The organism is Bradyrhizobium sp., assembly GCF_019244115.1.
Taxonomy (GTDB): Bacteria; Pseudomonadota; Alphaproteobacteria; order Rhizobiales; family Xanthobacteraceae; genus Bradyrhizobium.
On the sequence record NZ_JAFATE010000399.1, the window covers coordinates 26,775 to 51,033 of the forward strand.

At 59.6% G+C, this 24,259-nt stretch carries 20 protein-coding genes, 1 tRNA gene and 1 pseudogene; 16 read left to right on the top strand and 6 right to left on the bottom strand.

Features of this window, described 5'->3' with window-relative positions:
- Nucleotides 1-279: 279 nt before the first annotated feature.
- Complete coding sequence (mobF, locus tag JOZ76_RS17580) at nt 280-3,027, top strand: MobF family relaxase (protein WP_291700169.1); 2,748 nt, start codon at nt 280-282, stop codon at nt 3,025-3,027.
- Nucleotides 3,017-3,274, top strand: a complete 258-nt coding sequence (locus JOZ76_RS17585; protein WP_291700171.1) for a hypothetical protein — start codon at nt 3,017-3,019, stop codon at nt 3,272-3,274. Before mobF ends, JOZ76_RS17585 begins: the two co-directional genes overlap by 11 nt.
- Nucleotides 3,275-3,348: 74 nt before the next feature.
- Here JOZ76_RS17585 and JOZ76_RS17590 read toward each other — a convergent pair whose 3' ends face one another.
- Nucleotides 3,349-3,723, bottom strand: coding sequence for a helix-turn-helix domain-containing protein (locus tag JOZ76_RS17590; protein ID WP_291700173.1), 375 nt, complete (start codon nt 3,721-3,723; stop codon nt 3,349-3,351).
- Nucleotides 3,723-4,178 (bottom strand): type II toxin-antitoxin system HigB family toxin, encoded by a 456-nt coding sequence (locus JOZ76_RS17595; protein WP_291700175.1) that lies wholly within the window; start codon nt 4,176-4,178, stop codon nt 3,723-3,725. Before JOZ76_RS17595 ends, JOZ76_RS17590 begins: the two co-directional genes overlap by 1 nt.
- A gap of 49 nt (nt 4,179-4,227) precedes the next feature.
- Between JOZ76_RS17595 and JOZ76_RS17600 the strand changes: the two genes are divergently transcribed.
- The 12 genes from JOZ76_RS17600 (at nt 4,228) to JOZ76_RS17655 (ending at nt 19,459) form a co-directional block, all read left to right on the top strand.
- Complete coding sequence (locus JOZ76_RS17600) at nt 4,228-4,641, top strand: recombinase family protein (RefSeq protein ID WP_291700177.1); 414 nt, start codon at nt 4,228-4,230, stop codon at nt 4,639-4,641.
- Nucleotides 4,641-5,903 carry a recombinase family protein gene (locus tag JOZ76_RS17605; RefSeq protein ID WP_291700179.1) on the top strand — a complete coding sequence of 421 codons (1,263 nt, stop codon included), beginning with the start codon at nt 4,641-4,643 and terminating at the stop codon, nt 5,901-5,903. The genes JOZ76_RS17600 and JOZ76_RS17605 overlap by 1 nt, the downstream gene beginning before the upstream one ends.
- Nucleotides 5,904-6,301: 398 nt before the next feature.
- Nucleotides 6,302-8,089: a winged helix-turn-helix domain-containing protein gene (locus JOZ76_RS17610; RefSeq protein ID WP_291700181.1), complete on the top strand. Its 1,788-nt coding sequence runs from the start codon at nt 6,302-6,304 to the stop codon at nt 8,087-8,089.
- A 454-nt stretch (nt 8,090-8,543) separates the two neighbouring features.
- Entirely contained in the window at nt 8,544-10,451 is a 1,908-nt protein-coding gene (locus tag JOZ76_RS17615; RefSeq protein WP_291700183.1) for a right-handed parallel beta-helix repeat-containing protein, read from the top strand.
- A gap of 49 nt (nt 10,452-10,500) precedes the next feature.
- Nucleotides 10,501-11,499 carry a hypothetical protein gene (locus tag JOZ76_RS17620; RefSeq protein ID WP_291700185.1) on the top strand — a complete coding sequence of 333 codons (999 nt, stop codon included), beginning with the start codon at nt 10,501-10,503 and terminating at the stop codon, nt 11,497-11,499.
- 24 nt (nt 11,500-11,523) lie between these two features.
- Nucleotides 11,524-12,480, top strand: coding sequence for a hypothetical protein (locus tag JOZ76_RS17625; protein WP_291700187.1), 957 nt, complete (start codon nt 11,524-11,526; stop codon nt 12,478-12,480).
- Between the two features lie 234 nt (nt 12,481-12,714).
- On the top strand, nt 12,715-13,689 hold the full coding sequence (locus JOZ76_RS17630) for an alpha/beta hydrolase (RefSeq protein ID WP_291700189.1): 975 nt from the start codon (nt 12,715-12,717) through the stop codon (nt 13,687-13,689).
- Between the two features lie 217 nt (nt 13,690-13,906).
- Nucleotides 13,907-14,914 carry a hypothetical protein gene (locus JOZ76_RS17635; RefSeq protein ID WP_291700191.1) on the top strand — a complete coding sequence of 336 codons (1,008 nt, stop codon included), beginning with the start codon at nt 13,907-13,909 and terminating at the stop codon, nt 14,912-14,914.
- A gap of 15 nt (nt 14,915-14,929) precedes the next feature.
- Nucleotides 14,930-16,534 (top strand): hypothetical protein, encoded by a 1,605-nt coding sequence (locus JOZ76_RS17640; protein WP_291700193.1) that lies wholly within the window; start codon nt 14,930-14,932, stop codon nt 16,532-16,534.
- Nucleotides 16,535-16,753: 219 nt separating this feature from the next.
- Nucleotides 16,754-17,068 (top strand): hypothetical protein, encoded by a 315-nt coding sequence (locus JOZ76_RS17645; RefSeq protein WP_291700195.1) that lies wholly within the window; start codon nt 16,754-16,756, stop codon nt 17,066-17,068.
- A gap of 720 nt (nt 17,069-17,788) precedes the next feature.
- Nucleotides 17,789-18,841 carry a hypothetical protein gene (locus JOZ76_RS17650; protein ID WP_291700197.1) on the top strand — a complete coding sequence of 351 codons (1,053 nt, stop codon included), beginning with the start codon at nt 17,789-17,791 and terminating at the stop codon, nt 18,839-18,841.
- A gap of 3 nt (nt 18,842-18,844) precedes the next feature.
- Complete coding sequence (locus JOZ76_RS17655; RefSeq protein ID WP_291700200.1) at nt 18,845-19,459, top strand: hypothetical protein; 615 nt, start codon at nt 18,845-18,847, stop codon at nt 19,457-19,459.
- A 153-nt stretch (nt 19,460-19,612) separates the two neighbouring features.
- Here JOZ76_RS17655 and JOZ76_RS17660 read toward each other — a convergent pair.
- The 4 genes and pseudogenes from JOZ76_RS17660 to JOZ76_RS17675 form a co-directional block, all read right to left on the bottom strand.
- Nucleotides 19,613-19,687: transfer RNA gene (locus tag JOZ76_RS17660), tRNA-Arg, on the bottom strand.
- A 1,525-nt stretch (nt 19,688-21,212) separates the two neighbouring features.
- On the bottom strand, nt 21,213-21,458 hold the full coding sequence (locus JOZ76_RS17665; RefSeq protein WP_291700202.1) for a hypothetical protein: 246 nt from the start codon (nt 21,456-21,458) through the stop codon (nt 21,213-21,215).
- Between the two features lie 2 nt (nt 21,459-21,460).
- Nucleotides 21,461-21,694, bottom strand: a pseudogene (locus JOZ76_RS17670) (transposase domain-containing protein); the annotation flags it as partial.
- On the bottom strand, nt 21,688-22,002 hold the full coding sequence (locus JOZ76_RS17675; protein ID WP_291700204.1) for a hypothetical protein: 315 nt from the start codon (nt 22,000-22,002) through the stop codon (nt 21,688-21,690). The gene JOZ76_RS17675 and the pseudogene JOZ76_RS17670, both read right to left, overlap by 7 nt.
- Here JOZ76_RS17675 and JOZ76_RS17680 point away from each other — a divergent pair.
- On the top strand, nt 22,001-22,180 hold the full coding sequence (locus JOZ76_RS17680) for a hypothetical protein (protein ID WP_291700206.1): 180 nt from the start codon (nt 22,001-22,003) through the stop codon (nt 22,178-22,180). The two genes, JOZ76_RS17675 and JOZ76_RS17680, sit on opposite strands and share 2 nt — an antisense overlap.
- On the top strand, nt 22,167-24,239 hold the full coding sequence (locus JOZ76_RS17685; RefSeq protein ID WP_291700208.1) for a recombinase family protein: 2,073 nt from the start codon (nt 22,167-22,169) through the stop codon (nt 24,237-24,239). The genes JOZ76_RS17680 and JOZ76_RS17685 overlap by 14 nt, the downstream gene beginning before the upstream one ends.
- Nucleotides 24,240-24,259: the final 20 nt, after the last annotated feature.

Below are 24,259 nucleotides of genomic sequence, written 5' to 3' on the forward strand. Positions count from 1 at the left end.
GGCGGATGCCGGGAAAACAACTTGATCGGGATAGAAAGACTTCGGATCTTTTCGGCTGTGCATCCCGATCGCCCTATGAGCAAGGACGTGGCCGCCGCTTGAGCATGGGGGAGCCCTGCCGACGGGGTCGAGAACGCAACAAACCGGCTACGTCTTCTTAATCTCTATGCGCTTCACCACGAGCAGATTCCTCCGCGCATTTCTGGATTCTGAGTAGAAACACCAATCGTGGGGCCAGAATCCAACTCCTGCCCCTGAAAACACCGCATCTCGATGGTCTTGCGTGCGGAGATCATTGCGGTGGTTGCAACGTGGAATGTGGCGGCGTCCAGCGCCTACTATGTGCGCGGCGCCGAATACTATCTTGGCAGCAGGGAGCCGGAGGGCGTCTGGTATGCGCCGCGTGGCGATCTCGGCCGACGCGATGCTGCAACGGTCCAGCGACAAGAATTCCCCCGCCTCTATGAAGGGCTCGGCGATAACGGGCAGTCGCTTATCACCAACGCGGGCGGCAAGGTGGACCGGCGTGTTCCGGCCTTCGACCTGACGTTTTCCGCGCCGCGCTCGGTGTCGCTGGCGTGGGCCTTCGCCGATGAGGATCTGCGGCGCAACCTCGAAGCCGCTCAGGAGCGCGCCGTCCGCGCTAGCCTGGCCACGATCGAACGGGAAGCCATATACGCACGCCGCGGCAAAGATGGCGCGCGCGTCGAAAAGGTCGCGCTGACGGCCGCGCTGTTCCAACACGGCGAAAGCCGTCCGGCGGAGCATGCCGATCGTCGCCTCTTTGGTGATCCGAACCTTCACACCCATGCCGTCGTCCTGAACATGGCGACGCGCGCCGACGGCACGGTGGGGGCGCTGCATTCCACCGTCCTGCGCGACTGGAAGATGGCGGCTGGCGCTGTCTATCATGCGGCCCTCGCAAACGAGATGGCCGATCTCGGCTTCGACATCGATCGCCTCGGGCCGAACGGCACCTTCGAGCTGGCCGGTATCAGCGACAAAGCCATCACCTATTTCTCCGCGCGCCGCCAGGAAATTGAAAAGGAGCTGGCGGAGGCGGGCACGACCAGCGGTTCATCGGCTGCGCTGGCCTCCGCTGTCGCCAAATCGACGCGCCACGCGAAAGAGCCGGATGCCGAGCGCGAAGCTGTCTGGCGGGAGGCGGCACAATCGGCGGGTGTTGACGGTGACATACGCGTGGCGCTCGAGCAGCGATCGGCCCGGGAGTTTGTCGTCGCCGATGCCGGGCACGTCTTCGCTGACCGGCTGGCGATGCTGCCGGCAGAATTGACTGAGCATGAAAGCGTCATCGACCGCCGCGAGTTGGTTCGCTCCGTCCACGCGGCAAGTGTCGGGCTGGGCCTGCCACTGTCGCGCCTTGACCGGGGGGTCGATCAGCTTGTCACCTCCGGGACATTCGTCGAAATCGGCCGCGATGCCATAGGCCAGGCGCGCTACTCGACGCCGGAGATGATCGCGATCGAGCGAGACCTTGTTGCGACGGCCTCAAGGCTGGCCGAACGGCGCGGGGCCGGGATCGATCCGGCGGACATCAAGGCGCGAAGTGCCGCGCATGGGTTGAGGGCTGAACAGGTATTCGCCACTGAGGCCGCAACGGGTCCGGACGCCATCGTCGTCATCGAAGGCGCTCCGGGCTCGGGCAAGACCACCACGCTCGCGCCGATCGTGGAAGCCTGGCAGGCGGCCGGACATCGCGTTATCGGCACGGCCACCGCATGGCGTGTCGCTCGTGCGCTTCAGCAGGATCTGAACATCGAAGCGCGTGCAACCGCGTCCTGGGTCGAACGCCTTAAGGCAGGCGAGCGGTTCCTTGACGAGAAGTCGGTTTTGATCGTCGACGAGGCGGGTCTCCTGTCTTCACGAGAAACCCATGCCCTGCTGTCGGAAGTCGAGCGGGCACAAGCCAGGGTGATTCTGGTCGGCGATCGCCGGCAATTGCAGGCGATCGGCGCGGGCCCGGGCCTCGATCTCGTCGTTCGCAGCGTCGAGGCCACGCGTGTTGACACCATTGTTCGCCAGCGTGACGCCTGGGCGCGGCAGGCGGTGACGGATTTCGGCGTGGGTCGGGCCAAGGAAGCGCTGGACGCATTCCAGGCGCACGGCTGCTTCGAAGAAGCTCCCTCCCACCGGGCTACGCTGCAGCGGATCGTCGAACTCTGGAACCATGCAAGGGTCGAGCATCCCGACAGCTCTATCCTCCTGATCGCCCGGACCAACAAACAGGTCGCGGATGTCTCGCGGGCGGTTCGCGCCGAACTCAAACGCGAGGGGGTCATTCACGGCGCAGAGGCCCGCGTTGAGGCGGTTACACCATCGGGCCAGTCAACCCGTCTTGACATCGCGGCCGGCGACAAAATCCGCTTCCAGCTTCGCAACGATCAGCTCGGCGTCGTCAACGGTACGGTTGCGACGGTGACCGCCGTTCACGCTGATCCGGCGAAAGACCAGAATGCGGCCGGCAACATCCGCATTGAAGCGTTTATCGACACGCGCCGCATCAGCTTTGTTCCCGCCGATATTGTCGACGAACGCGGACGAGCTCGGCTCGGCTGGGCCTATGCCAGTACCGTGCACGGATCGCAGGGCATGACAGTCGATCGCGCCGTCGTGCTGCTCGATCCCCGGTTCGATCGACATGCCGTGCATGTCGCGGCGAGCCGCGCCCGCGACGAGACCCGGCTCGTCGTCGATCGCTCCCAGATCGATACGTTGCTGTCCTCCGGTCTGCCGCTGGATCGTGCGCAGCAGGCCGAGCGGGCTTCCGCCGAAGACCGGCGCGCACTCCTCGCCGGTCGATTGTCCAACGGACACGCCAAGACATCGACGATCGCCGTCATCGAACAGGCCACTCTGTCGGTGAAACAGGCCGATCGGCATCACAGCCGGCAATCGGCGGATCGGGCGATGCAGCCCACAAAGCCATCGGCCGCCCAAGAGGCCGCCCGCCCTGCTGCGCGATCCACCGCGCGCCCACGTGACCGCGAGTTGGACTATGGCCGTTGAGCGGAAGGCAACCCGCCCGCCGCGCCGGCCCGCGACAGGACGGCGAAGAAGTTCAGACAAGGAGGCCGGTTGGTCGGTTGAGTTCGAGATCGACAGCGCCCTGCGCGTGACCGACACTGAGGTCCAGGTGCTGGAAACCTGGCTCGGCAGACAGCTCGATGCGTTGTTTGAGGGGCCTCGCTCATCCCAAGACGATATCGCTGCGCCGGATGAGGCAATGAATCCCCTGATGCGGAAGCGGGGATGATGCGCGATGGGCGTTGTACCAGTCCACAATCCGGCTCGCGCGCTCCTATGTCGGCGCGCTCCAGTCCTGTCCAGCTAGGCCGCGGCGCCCTCGCTCGCCGAAATCAGCAAATCGGCGGGAATACGGAAACGTTCGCGCAAACGCTTCACCATCGTCATGCTCAATTCACGCTTGCCGGACATGACTTCACTGACACGACTCGCAGTGCCCAGAAGCGGCACAAGATCAGCGCGCGTTAAACCGTGTTGCTCCACCAGATAGGTCAGCAAATCGGGCAACGGTGGCGCTTTGCGCGGCCAGCGCGCGCGCTCGTACGCCTCAATAAGGCGCGCCTGCGCTACCATGCGCGCGCGGTCGGCAGCCTCATTCGATTGCATCAGCTTGCTGACGAGCGCCTTGGCCGCCTCATGATCGGCCTGATTCTGGATAATGATCAAAGTCGCTTTCATCACACCGTCTCCGCGTCCACTTTGTCATAGTCGTCATGATCGCCGAAAAAGCGGATCATCAACACGCCATCACGATATTGTACCAGGGCAATCAGGCGGTAGTCGTTGGCCTTGATGTTGAACACCACGCGTCCGCCCTTCAGGATGCTCGCCTTGGGATGCGATCGCTTCACGTCCTGCGGCGTGCGCCACTCCGAAGCTTCCGCGATCGCCAACCACGCCCTGTATTGAGCACGCGCCGCATCGATGCCCCGATGACCAGCCCGTTCGGCAAAGAACCGCTCGACAATGTCCGTGCCGATCACCACCATGGCGCGGATACTAGCGTAGATTTCCAAAAAATGGAAGATTGTAGTTCCATTTTTGGGAAAAATATGCAAGAATAAAGCAACCGGAAAGCGATATCGGCGCGCGGCCACAAATTGACGGACTTTGCCCCAGGATTCAATCTTCATACGCTTGGTATGCGGCCAAATTAACGGACAGAACGAGGGGGACGTATTGATGACCCGCAATCTGCAATCGAGAATAGGTCTTGCCGCGACCGACTGCCCCGCGCCGCTCCGAGCCGCAGTTTATCTGCGGGTCTCGACCGGACGGCAGGCCGAGGGCGAGGTGTCGATTCCCTCGCAGCGCGACCTGACCACGCGCCATTGCCTGTCGAACGGCTGGACTGTCGTCGATGAGTATGTCGAATCCGGGGCCAGCGCGACCGACGACCGGCGGCCTGTGTTTCAGGCGATGCTGGAACGGGCCTGCGATGCAGATCATCCCTATGACGTTATCGTCGTGCACTCCTTTTCGCGGTTTTTCCGCGACGGCGCCACGATGGAACTGACGATCCGCAAGCTTCGCCGTCACGGTGTCGAGGTCGTCTCGATGACGCAACCGACGGGCACCGACCGTCGCAGGAGATGATGCGCCAGATCATCGGCATCTTCGACGAGTACACCTCGAAGGAAAACGGCAAGAACGTTACCCGGGCGATGAAGGAGAATGCCAAACAAGGGTTCTGGAATGGTGCCTCGCCTCCGCTCGGTTACACCATTGTCGAAGCCGAACGGCGGGGGCAAAAGATCAAGAAGCACCTTGCTGTCGAGCCCGTCGAGGCCGAGACAGTCCGGCTGATCTTCCGCCTCTATGCGGAAGGTGACACCAGGACCGGCACCCCACCGCTCGGTATCAAGCAACTGGTCAAATGGCTCAACAGCCGTGGTTACCGAACCAAGGCGGGCGGGACTTTTGGCGTCGGTCCCATGCACCATATCCTGACCAACACTGTCTATGTCGGCCGCTGGCGTTACAATGTTCGCTCCGCCAAAAGCGGCGAACGCAAACCCACCTCGGAAATCGTTGAGATCGCAACTCCCATCCTTGTCGAGCAGGACCTGTTCGATCGCGTCCAGGCCCGGCTTGTCGCCAACAATCCCAAGGTCACACCGCCTCGCGTGGTCACCGGCCCGATCCTCCTGACCGGACTTGCCAAATGTGCCCATTGTGGAGGTGGGATGACGCAGCGGACCGGAACCTCCAGCACGGGGCGCGTCTACGCCTATTACACCTGTGCAAGCCGTGGGCAGAAGGGACCAACCGCCTGCCGGGGAAATACGATCCGAATGGCGTTCCTGGACGATCTGGTTCTGACGGCACTCAAGGAGAACATGTTTACGCCCGAACGTCTGGCCGAACTGCTTTCCGCGATTGCCGCCCGGCGGCAGGAGCGCACCGCCGCCGTTGACCGCCGCCTCGCTTCGCTGAGATCTCAGGTCATGGACGCCGAAGATCGCCTCAAGCGGCTCTATCGCGGAATCGAGGAAGGCATCGTCGAACTCGACGATCTTCTTCGCGAGCGAATCGTTGAGCTCAAAGCCGACCGCGAGAAGGCTCAGGCAGCCTATGACCACGCCGCGTCCCAAGTGCTGCCATCAGCCAGCATCGACCCGGAAAGGATCGCTGCGTTCAGCAAACTGATGAGAGACCTGCCCAATAATGGCGAAACGCCCGCGCGCAAGGCTTATCTGCGCGCGCTGATCGGCGCCATCATTGTCGGTGACAAATCGGTGAAAATCGTCGGCAGCAAGGAAGCCGTCAGAGCGGCTATTCTCGGCAAACCCAGTCCACTCCAAAACGTTCGTGGTTTGGGACCGGAATGGCGCACCCGACACGATTCGAACGTGTGACCTTTGCCTTCGGAGGGCAGGGGCGCTATGCCGCTGATTGCGGAATATGTCCTTCGACCCGACGGATAGTTCGGACGTATGCGCGCCCGGCGGCAAATATTGACGACTAGTTTTCGGCCGAAATTGGGGGCGGCATGTATCACAACCCGGGCTTCGCTTTGGTTGCCAAAATGCAAGTACATCACCACCTCACGCGATATCGCGGGTTCGGTTGGTGCGGTAAAAAGTGGTAGCGTTCCGCCGTATCGGCGCATCGGTCAAACCTTCGTGTGCGCAATCAAACGGGATCGCAATGCAAGACTTTCTGCGGCATTCATCAGGCGAATCATACCAGGGAAAGTTAGCGGTGCTCCTCGGCGACCTGACGTAAGACATAATATATGTAGGGGGCTGGCGCGATGGGACAGCAAGAAGCTCGTGCGAAAGGCGCGCGAGCCGTCAGGTGTGGCATTTATGAGGTCGATTTCGCGGCCGGAGAGCTGCGAAGGAATGGCTTCAAAGTCCCGTTGCAAGAACAGCCCTTCAGGATCCTTGCTCGGCTGCTCGCGAATCCTGGAAGTTTAGTGACGCGCGAGGAGCTGCAAGAGCAGCTTTGGGGTGAGCATTCCTTGGTTGATGCCGATCTCGGTCTCAACACTGCGATCAAGAAGCTCCGCGCCGCCTTTGGCGATTCTGCCGATAATCCCCGATTTATCGAAACGCTTCCCAGGCGTGGCTACCGCTTCATCGCACCGGTCCAACCAATTGTCGCAGACACAAGCGTTGATCCGATGCTTGTGGCAACGCCCCAGTCAGACATAGTCGAAAAAACGGCGGAGCGGACATCGGCCAAAAATGGCTCTGAGGTTGATAGCCAGGCGGCCACAAACGGGCCACTTGCGCCGACTGAAGAGCCAATTGCTGACGGCGGAGCGTCGGATAACCAGCAATTCGGTTTATCGGAACAGGCGATCGACGAGAGACCCGATAGAGCGCGCGGTGCAACTATGAATGGTTGGATCGCATCGGCAGCACGTCCGCGCTTGCGGATGTCCCTCGGGTGGAGCTTTCTTTTCGTACTGCTCTTGATGATTGCAGGCACAGGACTCCTCTCGAGTCTTACGGCATGGACGAGCCTGCAGACCTTCACTGGGCGGAGCGGCGCAGGCAAGGGTGTCTCGATTTTTCAAAGTAACCACAGACCGAACCGATCAGCCACCGGAATTGGCGGTTATGATCTGAGATCGCGAAACGATCAGGCGTTTGCGTTTGATTACGATCACAGCGGCAAACTGGACCATCTGGCGCTTTATCGACCCGGCGCGGGTAACTTCTGGATCATGAAGAACACCGAAGGCGCCTTCAGTCCGGTCTATGCGGGCGATGGAATCGGGGGCTACGAGGTGAAATCCAGCGCCGATCGGGCACTTGCATTTGACTACGAACACAGCGGCAAACTGGATTATCTGGTGCTCTACCGGTTCGGCACCGACGTGATCTTGGTCGTCAGGAATGACGGCGAAGGAATCTTTACTCCCGTCTACCAGCAGTCCGAGGTGGACCGAGCCGGGTCCGCAGAGAATTCTAACCCCCTCACCGACCAGACGTTCGTCCTTGACTTCGATCACACTGGCAAGCTGGATCATCTCGTGCGCTACCGACCGAGCACCGGGACGATGGAGATTTGGACAAGCTCGAACGGAAGGTTCTCCCGGATACAGACAGTTCATGTTCCGGATGACGGGGGCAACCCTCGCGACTCAGGAGCGGGTGCCGAGCAAGCTTTCGCCTTCGACTATGATCACAGCGGCAAGCTTGACCACGTTGTACTCTATCGCCCGGGTTCGGGCAGGATATCGATCCTCAAGAACTCCGCAGGAACCTTCACTCCGGTATATCAAGGGGACGGAATTGGTGGTTTCGATTTGAAGTCCGCCAATGATCGGGCACTCGCCTTCGACTATGAACATACCGGAAAGCCGGACCACCTTTTGCTCTATCGACCCGGCGTCGGCATCGCCACCATCCTGAAAAACACCGGCGGAAACTTCAGCCCGGTGTATGCCGGCATGGGAATGGGGGGGTACGATCTCAAGCATGCCAGCGACCGGGCACTTGCTTTCGACTTCGATCACTCCGGCAACCTCGATCATCTGGTCCTCTACCGCCCGGGAACGGGAATCATCCAAATCGCCTATCTTCCTTGAGATGACCCCAGGACACGTCTGACGCGCCGGCTTCCCGCGCGTTATTGGATTAGGCAAGAGGCGTTATTCTCCTAAGCAACGCAGCCGCCCGGCCGACCGCAAAGTGCAAGGGATCGCGCGCAAGGCTGAGGCCGCTGGCGAGCGGATTGAAAAATTTGCAAGCCCTGCAGCGAAGCTGCTTCGCCGGAGTCCATTTGAAGGCAAAATGACCGCATTATCAGTGGCATAACAGGTCACTTCGAATCCATTTACAAAGTCCTGCGCTGATGCTCCCTCAAGCCAAAGGATCGGCCTGCCAACATTATGGCGGCCGGAAACGGACCAGGTTCGATTCGCAACCAAGAGACGGGATTCAAACGAACGCAACCGACCTCTTCCCCGCACACGGCCTGTTATCGGACTCGTTCGGCGCGACAACATCCGGGCACGCTCGCTAAGCAAGGGAGACGTAATCATGAAACGAAATTTCTGGGCTGGCGCTGCGCTGCTCGTGGCGCTGTGCTGCTGGACCGCCGCTGCGCAGTCGCCGGCGCGCGCCGAGTGGGCTACCGTCCCACCTGACTCAGCACAATCCGGTGTCATTAATCTGTCGCATGATCTGGTCCGGCTCGGCATTGCGGAGCGCAATCTCCCGCCCGACAGCCCGAGCACGGATGCACGGCCGCTGTTTCAGGCGGCGCTCGACTTTGCGCGGGGCCGCCCCGTCCGGCGGATTACTCTCGATCGTGGCGCCTATTACTTTCTCACGCCCCAGGATGCGACGGCCTATCTGCGCTTGACGTCATTGACCGATCTCACCGTCGATCTCGACGACTCCACGGTGTTTTTCGCCGGTGCCTTTCTGCAAGGTTTTGCGATCATTAACTGCCAGCGCGTGACGTTGACACGGCTGCACGCCGATTTCATCTCTCCGCCCTACACGCTTGTGAAGCTGACCGCTGTCGACCCCGTGGCGCGCAGGCTCTCCTACACAACGATCCCGCAGCGGCCTGACCCGGTTGAGTTCAACGGCCTTGCCCAGTCCGGAGCTTCCAGCGGTCCGCTCACCATCTGGGCCATGGCATTCCGCGACGGCGACATCGTGCCAGGAACGTCGCGCATGGAGGTGGCGCAACCGATCCTCGACGGCGCTTTGAGCCTGATCCAGAACAACGCGCCCTGGCTGCAAGGGCCCACGCTGTCGACGCTTCAGCCCGGCGACACCATCGTGGCGTTCGTGCGCGGCGGGCAGGCCACGATCTCGGTCGAAGGCGGCGAAGAGATCGCGGTTTCGGACGCGACGATCTACGGGTCCAGCGTGCAGGCGATCCTGTTCAACACCACCGGCCATGCCGTCGCCGAGCGCGTGCGCGTCATGCCGCGACGAGGAGGCCTGATCGCGACCAATGCGGGCGGCATCATCTTCGTCAATTGCGGAGCAGACAGTCACCTTCGCAACAGCTACGTTGCGCGCAGTCTCGATGACGCGCTTGCCATGTACGAGACAGACATTGCCACGGTGGCACAGCAAATCGGCCGGCGCCAGCTCACGGTCGATCGCATCGCCTTTGGGCGTTTTCCCAATGGGACCAAGGTCAACTTTGTCGATTCCGCCACGGGAGGCGAGCTTGGCGGCGCCACCATTGTCTCGCAACAACCGCCAGACTCGGCGCCGCCGATCTTCGGCGGTGCGGTCACCGTCAGCTTTGATGCGGATTTGCCGACGCTTACTTCCGGATTCGGGATGGCTTTATCGAACCCGGCGTCCCGGGGTGCCGGGTCGAGCATCGAGCGGAACGTAGTCCGCGACATCCTTTTCGGGCGCGGCGTGTATGCGACCGGCAACATGGGGCTGACCGTCGCCGACAACGAGATCGGCCGCACCAGTGACGCCGGGATCGGAATCTCGCAAAATGCCAACGCCATCACATTCGTTGTGTCCCCCACTCCACCCGCGCATGATCTGATTATCCGCAACAATATCGTGCGCGGAAGCCTCGGTCTCATGGCGTCGGGCGCGGGCAGCCAGATTGCGGTCGGCGCGATCATGGTGGCGACCACGAACGCCGCGAATCGTTTCCCTGCATCGTCGCCGAACACGAACATTTCGATCGAGCGCAACACCGTGCTCGATTCGGGACGGACCGGAATCTGGGTAAACGAGGTCGCGGGCGGCGCCGTCCGCAACAATGTCGTCAGAGGCTGGAACCAGCATCCGGAGCTGCCGCTCAACGGTGTCGATCCGCAAACGCGGACCGAGCTGCTGCAGGATTTCACTCAGGCCCTCGTGGTGCGTAACAGCCAGAACCTTGAGGTCCGTGACAATGTCGCCAATCCGAATCCATTGGGAGATGACGAAGGAAGGGAGGCGGTGCGCGATTGATGACAGGCAAGCATCCGACGAAGGGCGCAGATTTGGTTGGTATCGTCCGATGAAAATACTCTTCTCGGTATTGGTGGCCGGTCTTCTGCTGGCCAATCCGGCAACGGCGGCCGGCCCCAGCGCGCCAACACCGCAAATCTGGTTCAGCATGGGGGCACTTACGTCGCCCGCAGGGCATCAAAGCTGGGATACGCTGTTCTATAATCCGGATGCGCCCTGGCCGGAATTCATGAATCACCTTCATGTCGTGGGAATTCTGACGCAGGCGCTGCTCAAGATTTCCGACGAGGATCTGGCGAAGGTCGTCGTGCGCCTGAAGCAAAAGCACGTCGCCCTCGGCATCGAGATGCTGGCGCAGGCCTATACGCTGCCGGGAATAGATGCTCCTCCCCACTGTGGCGAAGGCGTCGAAGGACATTATGCACCGTTCGCGACCGCGGCGCTTGCCGCCAAGCTCAAAAGGGCGGGTGCAACGCTTGACTACATCGCGATGGATGAGCCTCTCTGGTTTGGCCATTACTATAACGGCAAGCTGGCGTGCCATTCGTCAATCGAGAATGTTGCGGAGCGCGTCGCCGCCAATCTCCGTGAATATCAGAAAGTCTTTCCTCACGTCATCATTGGCGATGGCGAACCGTTTCCGTCCATAACCGATCAGCCGCATTGGCAGGATGACTACAAGGAGTGGCTGCGTTTCTTCCAGGTGAAAACTGGCCAGCCCTTGGCCTATACATTCGTTGATATCAACTGGGGCGTTACGCATTGGCCCGCATCTTTGCAGGCGATGCGAGATTTTGCTCATCAAGTTCATCTTCCGCTCGGAACTATCTACAACGACGCTCCACCGAGAGCGGCGATGAGCAATCAGGATTGGCTGGACGACGCTGTGCGCAATTTTACCCATATCGAGCGAACCCTCCGCGTTTCGCCCGATTGGCTGGCATTTTCCTCATGGGAAAAATATCCCGGCCACGCGCTCACAGACAGCTATGGCGTGGGGGAAGATTACCTCGTGAAGCAGTACTTGCAGTTGCACGGGGTCAAATAGAGCTAGTCGCAAAGGAGTGGACCGATGGAGAGGCTATTTTCGATATTGGCGGTCGGCCTTCTGCTGGCCGGTCAGGCCCACGCCACCGAAATCTGGATGTTTGCCGGTCCACATGTCGATCATCCAGCGCCCGGATGGGAACGATTGCGGACGGACGCGGGGAATATGTGGAAACCGGACGCGCCGTGGGCAACTGTCGCCAGCCATGTGAGCGTCGTACAGTTTGCCCCTACCAATGTTGACCGTGCGACTGATGACGACTTGCAGCAGGCGATCAAGGATCTCAAGCGCCGCAACATCGCGCTTGCAGTCGGCACCGGCCTGTTGATCCGCTCGGATCGTTGCCGGGCTAAGACTGAGGCCTACGTGGGCCAGGCGGCGCTGGAGCACATGTTGGACAAGTTGCTCCGCAACGGTGCGGATGTGAAATATGTAACCATGGATGAGCCTTTCTATTATGGCCACAGGGACTCAAGCCCCACGGCTTGCCACGAATCCGCTCAAATGCTCGCTCAAGCTCTCATTCAAAGCAGAGCAATCGTCAGGAAGTATTTTCCCGGCGCAAAAATTGGCTCCGACGATGTCATCGATGCTTCCGGGCCTTGGATTCAAGAATTGGCCGGATGGGCCGATACCTACAAGGCCGTAACCGGCGAGCCGCTCGCTTACATCCATGCCGATCTCGACTGGTCCGAAGGGGCGGTACGCAATCTTGTTCCGCTGGCCGCCGTCTTGAAGCAGCGTGGGGTACCCTTGGGCGTCATTTACGACGCCGACCGTTTCAACAACAACAGCGACGAGAACTGGTCACACAACACCGCAAATCATTTCGCCGAGGTCGAATCGGGACTCGGTGTTCATCCGGATCATGCGGTGATAGAGACGTGGGTGCGCTATCCAACCCGCATGCTGCCGGAAAGCCAGCCCGGCACTTTCACCAACGTCGTCCTGCAATACATCCAGCGATACCAAAAGAATTGATCTGCAACGCGGCTGGCACAAGCCCATGTGCTGCCGGATGTTGATGCTCGCTATTTTGAATGAAATGCACCCATGAGATCAGCTGTTCTGTTCGTGCTGTGTGCCGCAGTGCTTCAAGTCGCCGAGGCGCATGACGATTTGCCACCATTCCGATCCCCCTACGGTCCCGGCGCGCCGAATTGGACCGTGGTAGGGCCCCCCCCTGGCTCCGCCGAGCGGCGTGGAGCAGCGGGAATGAACGCACCGGTCAACCAAAACGGCGACTTCCTCATCGGTCCCGAGTACCTGCCGGCCCCGGAATGGAAATTCGTACCGGGCACACCCCAAGGGGCTGTCAGTCAATTCACCCTGCAGTCCAACGACAGCAAGTACTATCCCGGCATCGCCCCAGACGCATCCGGCAGAGTTGACCCGAAAAACCCCAAGACGATGATTCTCAAGCCACACTCGCGGCCCTGGCAGCGCGCCGTCACAGTCTACATTCCAGCGCAATACAAGAGCGGTACTGAGGCGCCATTACTCGTCGTGCACGATGGTCCGAAGCTTGGGTCCCCCGACATGGATTTCGCGCACGTGCTGGACAACCTCATCAACCAACATCGCGTGCCTGCCATGATCGCAATCATGTTGCAGAATGGTGGCGGCGACATGCAGGGCAGCGAACGCGGGCTCGAGTACGATACGGTGTCGGGTAAGTTCGCGGAATTTGTCGAGCACGAAGTGCTGCCCCAGGTGGAAGCGCGCTACCACATCAAACTCACGCACGACCCGGACGGACGCGCTGCGATGGGATGTAGTTCCGGCGCGGCCGCCGCCTTCACAATGGCATGGTTTCACCCCGAGTGGTATCACCGCGTCATCAGTTATTCCGGAACCTTCGTGAACCAACAATGGCCTTACAATCCGGCGAGTCCGGACGGCGCATGGAACTATCACGAGAGGCTGATTGCGAGCACCAAACCCAAGCCCATCCGTGTCTGGATGCAGGTAGCCGATCGGGATCTCCTGAATCCAAACGTTATGCGCGACGGTATGCACGACTGGGTCGTCGCGAATCACCGTATGGCCGCGGTGCTCGAGAAAAAGGGGTATCAATATCAATACGTCTTCACGCTGAACACAGGTCATTGTGCTCCCAAGGTGCGCGGACAGACACTACCCGAGGCGCTGGAATGGGTGTGGCAAGGCTATCCGTTCGCGCAGCGCTAGGTCCTATGACGTGGTTGAGGCTTCCAAGAGCACTGCGCCAAGGGCGCATTTGAAAACCCCGAAGAAGGTAAAGATCAAAATGCACAGAAGTGTTGTTCCGTGGGCTATAGCCTAGCTTTTTCTGATGACGCTTGAGACCGCAACAGCGGCAGGTGCACCGCAGCCGCTGGTTCAGCGTGGGCGGGCAAATAGAGCTTGCCACAAAAGGGGTGTCCCCGTGACAAAGCTTCTGTCGATCTTAGTCGCCAGCCTTCTGCTGGCCAGCCCAGCCGCAATGACGGCCGCTTCCTCGAACGCGACCACGCCGGAAATCTGGTTCTTCTTGAGGCCTTACGCGATGATGGCGCACGACGTCGACGGCCAGCAAGGATGGCAAAAGCTTTTCCTGCAGGGCGGCGCGCCCTGGCCCCCTCTTATGAATCACGTTCGCGTCGTCGCATTTGCCGGCAACTTCAAGATGGTGCCGGATGACGTTCTGGCCAAGGCTTTCGCGAAGCTCAAGGAAAAGCACATCGGCTTTGCGATCGAGTCGCTGGCCCTGAGCTGGGTCGGATTCAATGAGCCTTGCGGCAAGGGGGTTGAAAGCTTCACCGATCCCCCGGGAAATGCCGACATTGCGCGGCGTATCAAAGCTCTGGGCGGCGAACTGGTTTATGTGACCATGGACGAGCCGCTCTATAACGGACGTTACTACAATGGCCCGAACGCCTGCCATGACTCGATCAAGATGGTTGCCCAACGGGCAGCGGCCGTCATGAAGGAATATCAGAAGGTCTTTCCGAATGTCCAAATCGGAGACACAGAGCCATTTCCCGCGCTGACCAAGCAGCCCAACTGGCAGAACGAATATCGGGAATGGATGCAGGCCTTCAACGAAGAGCTCGGCAAGCCCATCGCATTCTTGAATATAGACATCAATTGGCCGGAGGATAACTGGAATTGGCAGCCAAGCCTGAAGCAGACTGCAGCTTTTGCTCGGGCGCAGCATCTGCCGTTCGGCTTCATTTACAACGCTGCCTTTCCCGAAGGAGCCAAATCGGACCAGCAGTGGATCGGCCGCGCGGCTCGGAATTTCACGGAGATCGAGACGAAGCTCGGAATTGTCCCAGACAAGGCGCTTTTTGAATCTTGGGCATTTTTTCCGAAACGGTCCATGACCGATGCGAACGGCCTTGGCGAGGATTATTTGGTGACGCAGTATTTGCTGTTGCACGGGGTCAAGTAGAGCGAGAAACGTGGCGTGAAAAAACTCCGCTTGCTTCTGGGGACTTTGCTGGCCGGCCCAGCAGCAATGGCAACGGTTTCCGTCAGCGCCGCCACGCCGGAAATCTGGCTTGGGCCGGTCGATCCGGTCACGGTAGCAGCTCGCAAGTGGAACGCGAGCGCCGATTACATGGACCTGTTCCGCTCCGATTCCGGGTGGAAGACCGTTGCAGGAAGCATTCACGTATTCAAGATCGGGCCCGGCTTCGTGCAGCAAGGAACCGAGGCGGACTTGCGACTGATCTTCTCCGAGCTCAAAAAGCGCAACATCAAGTTGGCTTTGGAAATCGGGATGGCAACCCGATCGGAGCACTGTAACCAGAGCACGGAAGCGTATGGTGCGCCAGGCCTCGTTGAGGGGCTGCTGGGCCGCGTCAAGCGCCTGGGCGGCGAATTGAACTACATCGCCATGGATGAACCTTTGTACTACGGGCACGAGTTCAAAGGCGGCGGAGCATGCAGTCTGACCGTTAGACAGGTCGCAGCGGATGTAGCCCCCAACGTAAAGCTTGCGAAAAGCCTCTTTCCGAATGTGGAGATAGGCGATGTCGAAGTCGCCGGTCTTTCAACGGACTTTCTCCACGCCACCGAGGAGTGGGTCGACGCTTACCGTGAAGCCGTCGGGTTCAATCTCGCATTCTTGCATACGGACGTCGGCTGGTCGTTGGCTTCGATGAAGAACCTGGTGCCACTGGCTGAATTCGTGAGATCGCGAAGCGTCAAGTTTGGCGTGATTTACAACGGGAACGCCAACGACGACACCGACGAGGCATGGGCGCGCGGAACGATTGAGCACTTCAACTACATCGAGTCGGGCCTGGGACTCATCCCCGACCAGGCGATCTTTCATACCTGGGTGCCTTTTCCGACGCGGAATCTCCCCGAATCTCAGTTCGGCACTCTCACCAATCTTGTCATTCAATATCTTCGTCCGCGGAGCGTCCTGACACTTCGTCACGACGGCACAAACTTTCAGGGCAGGTTGACCGATCTGAATGGCAAACCGATCGGCGCTGCCCCGGTGTCCCTCGTTGCCGTCGGCGCCGTGAGCGATAAGCCGGCCGAAGTCAAGCGGCTTACCGGAAAGGTCTTTCTTAAAGCGACCGAAGCGATGATGGTGGTGCGCGCCAACAAGGAGCTGCAATGTGGCGGGTGCCAGGGCGCCGCGACGGCGATCATCGGCAAGTCGCGCTACTACGAAGAAGACAACCGCAATGTTCAGGAGATTCCGGGCGCCAGGATTGACGTCGATGCACACGGCTCGGTGTACGAAAATTCACGCGAATTTCCGGTGACGCCGGGCGCAACATTCACGCTCGAGGTGCCCTACTCGGCGCGCATTGGGACCGAGCATGCGGCCTACGTTGCGGTGTTGTTTGTTGACGATCAGGGACACGAGGTCGGACGACGGTTCCTGTACTTGGAGTCGTTAGGTTTTCCGGTGAGCACGGCCGTGACGGGGCTTGATGGCGCGTTTCGCTTCAATGTTGACCGAACAATAGCAGCCGCAAGACCGCAAGAGTTTGAGGCGCAGTTCTCGGGCAGCGATCGGTATCGAGGCGCTGCGGCCGTGGTTCAGTGAGAATCAAACTCTGACGTTTTCCATATTCAAGGCGATCATCATGCGACCCCATGTCAAAGGTCCTCTGATAACAGTCATTATCACTGCAGTAGCCAACCTGTTCGCGACCGCTCCCTTGGCTGCTGCTTCCGGCAACGCCACGCCACAGGAAATTTGGCTTTCGGGAGTCGACCCCGTGGTGTGGCACCGCCAAAAGCACACACACAGGCCAACGACTTCATGGATATGTTCGACGAGCATGCGCCATGGCAGCTGGCCGCCAGTCAGGTGAAAGTGTTCATGGTCGATCCTGATTTCATCATCTATGGCGATGAGGCGATGCTATCGCGAATGATTGCAGACCTGAAGCGACGTAACATCGACCTCGCCGTCGAGATGGGAATGCTATATGGCGATCTTAAATGCGGAAAGATGGAGGGATATCTCGACCCGACTGCCCCCGGGACACTTGTGAACCGCCTGAAGAAGCTCGGCGGAGAACTTAACCACGTCGTCATCGACGAGCCCTTGTTCTTCGGACAGCGCGGCGCATGAGCGGCCTCGGCTTCCGCACTGGCCCTCACCACCAGGCGGAGAAATGCGTATGCATGACGCGCCAAATGCGGGCCCGCGGGACTATTTGTGAACAGAATGAAGGTCCTCGCCGCAATCAGCCGATGATCGTCAAGACGATGTACCCGAAGCTTGCGATGATGCTGACGATGGCAATGCTGCCGATCAAGCGCTCGGATCTGATCATTGGCGTTGGTCCCCTTACGGTTGCCCAGCCCGGTGGTACCGAAAAAATACGGATGTGCCCCTCTGTGGGTTTCCGAAAATTCCCGGCTCGGACCCGGAGACTAGGGAGGGGGTTGCTTGCGATTTTGCGGTCGTTCTCTAGCCGGCATTCGTAGGTTTCCTCCTTGGCCAATTTTGATGAGGGTCGAACCGCAGCAGGGTACAATGCCGGGTATTTACTCCATGGTCTCAAAATTACATTTATGATATCAATGTGATGGGAAGGTCAGTATGATTGTCTCCCTCCCCGCCATGGCCTCCTTGTTGTTTTTGATTTTGCCGCCGGATTGGTGACTAGACAGCTTCGCAGTTAGCTTCGACGCACTCGCGTGCGTGGATCGCGAATGAATGGCGGCTTTGGGCAGACTATGAAGTCGTTACGGGCGAGCTAAGCTGACCTCCCGTAAGGAAAAAAGCGCCTCTACGGTAGTGGCGATGTAGCGGGCCACCGACTCGAACCCCGAACGCCTCAAGCACTTGTCGGAAGGGCCAGCTTGGGTTTTACCGGGCCAATCGGTTAATGTCCGGTTGATGCAGACGAGTCAGAACCGCGCGTCCAACGACTACTCGTATCCGGTCACGCAATGCGACGTGCCCGCCGAAAGGCGCGGCGCGCTTCAGGCGTACCGCGATAAGCGCCGCCTCTCGCTGTCATGGATCGACAGCGATGAACATCACGCGATCTGGGACGTGCTGTCGTCCATGGTCTGGACCGACGTCGCCTTCAAGATGCTGACGCAGTTTGCGATCGACGACGAAAATAACGCTCTCAACAACACGCTACTCGGCCAGGCGCTGATCGACGGCCAGATCGCGACCCAGGTTCTGGCTATCCGCCGGTTGATGGATAACGGCAACAGCGACATCATCTCGCTTCGACGTCTGGTCAAGGACTTGCGGCGCAACTTCAATCTGTTCACACGCGAGAATTGCGTCTGTTTCGACGGTTTGCCGTATGACTACGAAGCAGTGCAGTATCGGGAAATGCTGGCGCAGGCTGGAAAGGGGGCATTCTGGGGGCAACGGTCCGGCCCGGGCGCCCATGTACCGTCGCGCATGGCGCATGAGCAATTCGACCGGCTGGCAGGCGTCGATCCGGCGAAACGAAGCCGCGAGGATCGACTACCTCTGTCTCTTCTGACGACCATCGAGCGGTGGCTCGACGACAGCGGCGCCGACGAGTTGGCACTATGGAGTCACGGCTATCTCGCGCATGCGGGCGGGCCGGAGGCGCGGAAGCGCATCGCCGATCTCGTCGTCACCGGGAACAAGATCACCGGTGCGATCAAGGCGCTAGCGCGCGTGACCGAAGCGATATCGGCCTGGCTGCTGTTTGCGGGCGGCCGTTCGCACAGCCTGATGCCGGTCGCGCAATTTAATCCGTTCGAAAGGCTCGACACGCCGATCATCGACGTCGGCGGCACGGACGCCGCCTACAAGCTCTGGCATCAGTTGAGCGACGAGCGGAACCATTACCTCGACGCCGTCGACGATGAGTTGATCGGCCGCGCAAAATCGGGCACACCCTGACGCATGAAGCATCAGGTCACGCAATTCAAGAGCCTCGCGCTGGCGCTGAAGGAGCTCGAACCGTTCGTGCGCAATGGTGAGCACCTCCAGACCGGCAAGCCGTTCGACAAGTTCGGTGGCATGCGCTCGCGCGAGATTCTGGCGAACTGGCTCGTCTGCGTCGCGACGAACGCGGCGACCGAAGGCGAACTGACGTTTTGCAGCGATCCCATCGGCGGCGACGGGATCATCCGCGATGTCAAAACCGGCGAGACTTGGCCAACGGAGCATGTCATTGTGCCGAGGCTTCGCCCCGGCGAAGCTGGCGACGCCGAGACTCTGATCCTGAACGCGATCAACCTGAAGCGTAAGAAAGGTGGAGTGGCTTACGCGGAAGGCAAGACCCTGATCGTGGTTCTCGAAGCCGGCGCAGGCGTTTGGTATCCGAACCAGGTGGCCAAGCAGCTGCCCGATCCGTTGCTCTTTGCGACGGTGTGGGTCGTCGGCCTACAAGGGGTCGAGGATGGCGAATATGTGTACGGCGTTACCAACCTGGACCTGACTGAGAGCAAGGTGCCAACGCTGGTGGTCCGCGTTAGCCGCGATTTCAGCTCCTGGCAAGTGACTCGGATTCAATAGATCCGGGGGGCACTCGCAGCGACATTCGCCCTTGCTGTGCCGCCGCGATCCGCGCGCGGCGTAGTAGGATGAGACTCACGACTCAGTTCGGGCTCGCGAACTACGGGATCCGCTCAAACGAAGATCTTGGAGGCACATTGCCATTAGGAGCAATGGCGCACCCGACACGATTCGAACGTGGCCTCTACCTTCGGAGGGTAGCGCTCTATCCAGCTGAGCTACGGGTGCCAGCGCTGCTTACGCAGTGCTTACGCGGATTCTCGACGACCGTGAAGCAAGTCCGAGTCGATCTTCTAAGTCTTTCAAACTACGTTGTCTTTTTCATTTTTCTTCCCCGCAAAACAGCTTGACATCTGCCTTCGGAGGGCAGCGGTCAGGCTGCCGCGTTTGAGGTTCTCCGCCTTCTTCGCGAGCCACTCGTTGGTCCATTGCTGGAAAGGCTGGGCGGCGTGGCAGTCGACGTGTTCGAGTTAGCACTCGCGCCATCGTTCTTGCGGGCCATCTGCTCCAATTCCCTCGTTCGGAATATCGGAATATCGAAATTCGTCGCGAACGTTTGGCTTCGCGATACCAACAAAAATGCCAACAAGACGGACGGCTGGGGTGAATTTTTACTTGTGTTTTCAATGCGTCGTGAGAATTGTCCTGAAAAGCAGAAATCCAAGTTATTGCATAAACTATTGATATTATCAATATTTTAGGCGTGGTGTCCTTGGCCGATAACCGCCTAATCCCATAACTATCTGAATTTGAAGTAGCTTTCATCGTCGATTGCTGCCGATACCAACAGAAGTACCAACAAGCTGACCTGCCGTATTAGCTGAAAAAAATAATACAGCAGGCTCCCTGGCGGCAGGGCGCGGTCCATGCCGTTTCGGTCTCCACAACGTTCCGACCGGAATCGAAAGCCGACTCTGATTCGAAATCCCGGCGGGCGGGGACGGGGGGCAACTCTGTTGCGCTGGCGCGAGACCGACGCCAAAAGCGCTGATCGCGCGAAGCTAATTCGCGATCCGATGGACGCCCAGTGACGATGGCATGCCAATCTCCGACAACACAATTTAAAGAGGCGCTGCAGATCGTGGGCTCTGGCACAGGCGGCGACCACTGCGCGCGGCTTCCGCTCGATCGCGTCGACCTTGCTCAACGAGGAGGGCGCGTTCGACGGTTCGACGGCGACGTAGTGGAGTCCAACTCGCCCACGAGACGGAGAAAAAAGCGTCGACAGCGCGATGAGGTGGTGCGGCGCCAACTTGGCAAGCGCGACAAGAACAAGATCCACGGCATCTTTAACCGTGCGGCCTATTGGCCCGAACGCGTGCGTTTAATGCAGCACTGGTCGATCGCCTCGACAGCCTGCACGACGGTGCACCCGCCGTCCCGCTCCGCAGATCGGCGGCTTAGCTTGCTCTCGTTTCGACCCTCGGCAGCGAAGTGTGATATTCATCCACGCCGTCGAGGTTGATCATGATCTTGCCTCCCATTTTGTAGGCCCTGATCCTCTCGTGGGCGATCAGCTCATAGGCCTTAGTCTTTCCGAATTTGCCATATCCCGCTTCACCTAGCTGAGGGCTAGCCCCCAATTAACATTTGAATATCCGGTGGCTTGAAGCTCCTCCAGCACTTCGTGACGCGGCCGATCATCGGTTCACCGTGGGCGTCCGCTCTCGATCGCCCAGGAGGATGGCGCACAAGATACATCAGTCTTTGCGAGACTCTTGGTAAGCATGCGGCGTAGGCCCAGCCGATGAGCTTATTCGGGCGGCCAGCGCTTGAGCAACCCCGGACTTTCTTTGTACATGCGGACGAGTTCGGTCAGATTTTCGATTCCGAAGTCGGTGAACGCCTGGATACCATCTTCTCCGACGCCATAGACCCAGATGACGCCGTCCTCGATCTCCATTTCGTTGGCGACGTCCCGCAGCCAGTCCTCGTCTTCGCCGAGGTCCTTCGCGACCTGAGTAATGGTGGTGACGTGATGAACCTTGTTGACGTGCATGGTTATGCCGCTCTGGCGGAGATCGCTGACGCTGGCGTCCAATTCCAGGGCAGCAGCTCGTCCAGCCGATGAGCCGGATGGGAGGCGATGCGGGCAAGTACATCGGCTAGCCAGGCCTGCGGATCGACACCGTTCATTTTTGCCGTGACGACCAGGCTGTACATGGCCGCCGCGCGCCGCCCACCACGATCAGAGCCGCAGAAGAGCCAGGACTTCCGTCCAAGAGCCATCATCCGTTCATTCTGCCCATGTCGGGCAGGAGTTGGAGGTGCAATATCGCTGGCATCCTTATTTTGGCTGCAAGGTCGGCATCCGGCGCATAGCGCAGCGAGCAACCGGTCGATTCCTGAGCGTTATGGGTCCGGCGGGCGTGGTCGTTACCATTGCGGACTGGATGCTCGATCCGGTCATTTGCGCCGGGATGTGCATGGGCACGCCGCGCGTGGACCTCGCGGCACTTGTTGAACTGAAGCGGCTGTTGATAGGCGCCGCCAACACGACACACTCCTGCGGCGATGCCAGAATCGTTCAGGAGAATCACCATGACGTATCCCAAGCTGCCGTCGACAATAGCGAGTCGGCAGATGAACCTGCTGTTCGACGCCAGGAGATCGGAAGGGATAAGTCCCGCGGAGCGGAACAAAGTCGTATTGATACTGGCGCAGATACTGATGCAGGCGGCCGGCCTCAACGTCGAGGAGCTTGAAGATGACAAGCTCTGAGCTGATTCCTGCGGCCGTTCTTGAACGCAAGGCGGTCGTATATGTGCGCCAGTCGACGCAATCCCAGGTCATGACCAATCTCGAGAGCCAGCGTCGCCAATATGATTTGGTCGACATTGCCCGCCAGCGCGGATTTGTCGACGTGGAAATCATCGATGACGATCTCGGCCGATCAGCAAGCGGGACGGTGGCGCGCCCTGGGTTCGATCGCCTGGTCGCATGGCTATGCGCCGGCAAGGTCGGTGCGGTCTTGTGCTTCGATGCGTCGCGGCTCGCCCGCAATGGTCGGGATTGGCATCACCTCCTCGAATTGTGCGGGCTTGTCGACGCCCGCGTCATCGATCTCGACGGCGTTTACAATCCCTGCCGGCCCAATGATCGCTTGCTCCTGGGCATGAAGGGCAGCATCAGCGAGTTCGAACTGGGCGTGCTCCGCGCGCGAATGCTAGACGCCGCCCGCTCGAAGGCGAGCCGGGGTGAGCTGCGACTGTCAGTTCCGTTTGGCTATGTGTGGCATCGCGAAGTGGGACTTGGTTTTGATCCTGACCTGCGCCTCCAGGAAGTGATCCGACTCATCTTCACGCGCTTCCGCCAGCTTGGCAGCGCGCGCCAGGTATTGCTTTCGATGAAGGCCGGTCAGATCCATTTCCCCAGGCCCTCCGACGAAGGCTGCATGACCAGCTTCGAATGGATGCCGATTCGTTATCGCAACGTCATCGCGGTTCTCAAGAATCCGTTCTACGCAGGAGTCTATGTTTACGGAAAAAGCGAGAAGCGCACCACCATCGTCGATGGGAGGGCACGACGAAGCTACGGGCACAGCAAACCCTTTGGGACGTGGGAAGTGATGATCAAGGACCATCACGAAGGCTACATCACCTGGGACGAGTTCGAGCGCAACCAGAAGCAGCTCGCCCTCAACAATTACGGCCGTGCCGGAGGCGTCAAAACAGGGCGAGGCGGAAGAGCGCTTCTCTCAGGTATCATGACCTGCGGACGATGCGGACGACGGCTTAGCGTCGCCTATACTGGCAATCTGCAAAGTCGACCGGTCTATCGCTGTTACAAGCCAAACCTTATGATGGGCTTGCCTCGGTGCATGACTTTCGGAGGTACGCGGGTCGATTCCGCGATCGCGAGCGAACTGCTCCGGGCTGTAGAACCAATGGCGATCGAAGCCGCGTTCAGGGCGAAACGGATGTATCGAGAACAAGAGGAAGACCAACAGAGAATCCTGGATCTGGAACTGCAGCAGGCGCGCTACGAGGCAAACTTGGCCGAGCGTCGGTATGCCGCTTGCGATCCTGACAATCGTCTCATCGCGGCACAGCTGGAGAAGAATTGGGAGAACGCGCTCCGCCGCGTCCGCGATTTGGAGGAACGTCGGCCGGCCGCAAAGCAAGCGGAGATCGGAGTCGATCCGAATGCTTTTGCCAATTTGGCAGAGAACCTCTCTGAGGCTTGGAATGCGCCGGGCGTCACGATGCGTGCACGCCAACAATTGCTGCGGGCTTTGATCGTCGACATCATCGTCGATGTCGACGAAGAAGCACGTGACGTCGTGCTTACGATTCACTGGCGCGGCGGCCAACACTCCGAGCTGCGCGTGCGTAAGCCGCGAACCGGAGAACATGGTTGCGCGACGACCGAGGATGCGCTGGCGGTCATGCGCAGCATGGCCGGTCGCTGGTCAGACGAGCATATCGCCGCGTCGCTTAATCGGATGGGGCTGCCAACCGGTCAGGGCAAGACCTGGACGGCGCATCGCGTCTCTTCAGTTCGCCGCGTACGCGGTATCCATGCCTACCGATCTGCGGAAAAAGATGGCGAATGGCTGACCTTGACCGAAGCGGCCGCAGCGTTGCGCGTCACAAGTCACACGGTACGCCGTCTGATCAAATCCGGCGTACTGCCGGCGGTGCAGGTTGTGCCCGGCGCGCCGCACCAGATTCACGCCGAAGACTTGGCGTCGGAAGCGGTGAAATCTGCGATAGCCCGAAAGGGTCGCCCGTGTCGCGTCGACGACACGGACACGATTCCAATGTTTACAGACACTTAAAGAAGGAATGCACAATGCCT

Bases quoted from the DNA above. Each gene is read 5' to 3' on its own strand.
- JOZ76_RS17585 (WP_291700171.1), top strand. From the start codon at position 3,017: ATGGCCGTTGAGCGGAAGGCAACCCGCCCGCCGCGCCGGCCCGCGACA.
- JOZ76_RS17590 (WP_291700173.1), bottom strand. From the start codon at position 3,723: ATGAAAGCGACTTTGATCATTATCCAGAATCAGGCCGATCATGAGGCG.
- JOZ76_RS17595 (WP_291700175.1), bottom strand. From the start codon at position 4,178: ATGAAGATTGAATCCTGGGGCAAAGTCCGTCAATTTGTGGCCGCGCGC.
- JOZ76_RS17600 (WP_291700177.1), top strand. From the start codon at position 4,228: ATGACCCGCAATCTGCAATCGAGAATAGGTCTTGCCGCGACCGACTGC.
- JOZ76_RS17605 (WP_291700179.1), top strand. From the start codon at position 4,641: ATGCGCCAGATCATCGGCATCTTCGACGAGTACACCTCGAAGGAAAAC.
- JOZ76_RS17610 (WP_291700181.1), top strand. From the start codon at position 6,302: ATGGGACAGCAAGAAGCTCGTGCGAAAGGCGCGCGAGCCGTCAGGTGT.
- JOZ76_RS17615 (WP_291700183.1), top strand. From the start codon at position 8,544: ATGAAACGAAATTTCTGGGCTGGCGCTGCGCTGCTCGTGGCGCTGTGC.
- JOZ76_RS17620 (WP_291700185.1), top strand. From the start codon at position 10,501: ATGAAAATACTCTTCTCGGTATTGGTGGCCGGTCTTCTGCTGGCCAAT.
- JOZ76_RS17625 (WP_291700187.1), top strand. From the start codon at position 11,524: ATGGAGAGGCTATTTTCGATATTGGCGGTCGGCCTTCTGCTGGCCGGT.
- JOZ76_RS17630 (WP_291700189.1), top strand. From the start codon at position 12,715: ATGAACGCACCGGTCAACCAAAACGGCGACTTCCTCATCGGTCCCGAG.
- JOZ76_RS17645 (WP_291700195.1), top strand. From the start codon at position 16,754: ATGGATATGTTCGACGAGCATGCGCCATGGCAGCTGGCCGCCAGTCAG.
- JOZ76_RS17655 (WP_291700200.1), top strand. From the start codon at position 18,845: ATGAAGCATCAGGTCACGCAATTCAAGAGCCTCGCGCTGGCGCTGAAG.
- JOZ76_RS17665 (WP_291700202.1), bottom strand. From the start codon at position 21,458: ATGCACGTCAACAAGGTTCATCACGTCACCACCATTACTCAGGTCGCG.
- JOZ76_RS17680 (WP_291700206.1), top strand. From the start codon at position 22,001: ATGACGTATCCCAAGCTGCCGTCGACAATAGCGAGTCGGCAGATGAAC.
- JOZ76_RS17675 (WP_291700204.1), bottom strand. From the start codon at position 22,002: ATGGTGATTCTCCTGAACGATTCTGGCATCGCCGCAGGAGTGTGTCGT.
- JOZ76_RS17685 (WP_291700208.1), top strand. From the start codon at position 22,167: ATGACAAGCTCTGAGCTGATTCCTGCGGCCGTTCTTGAACGCAAGGCG.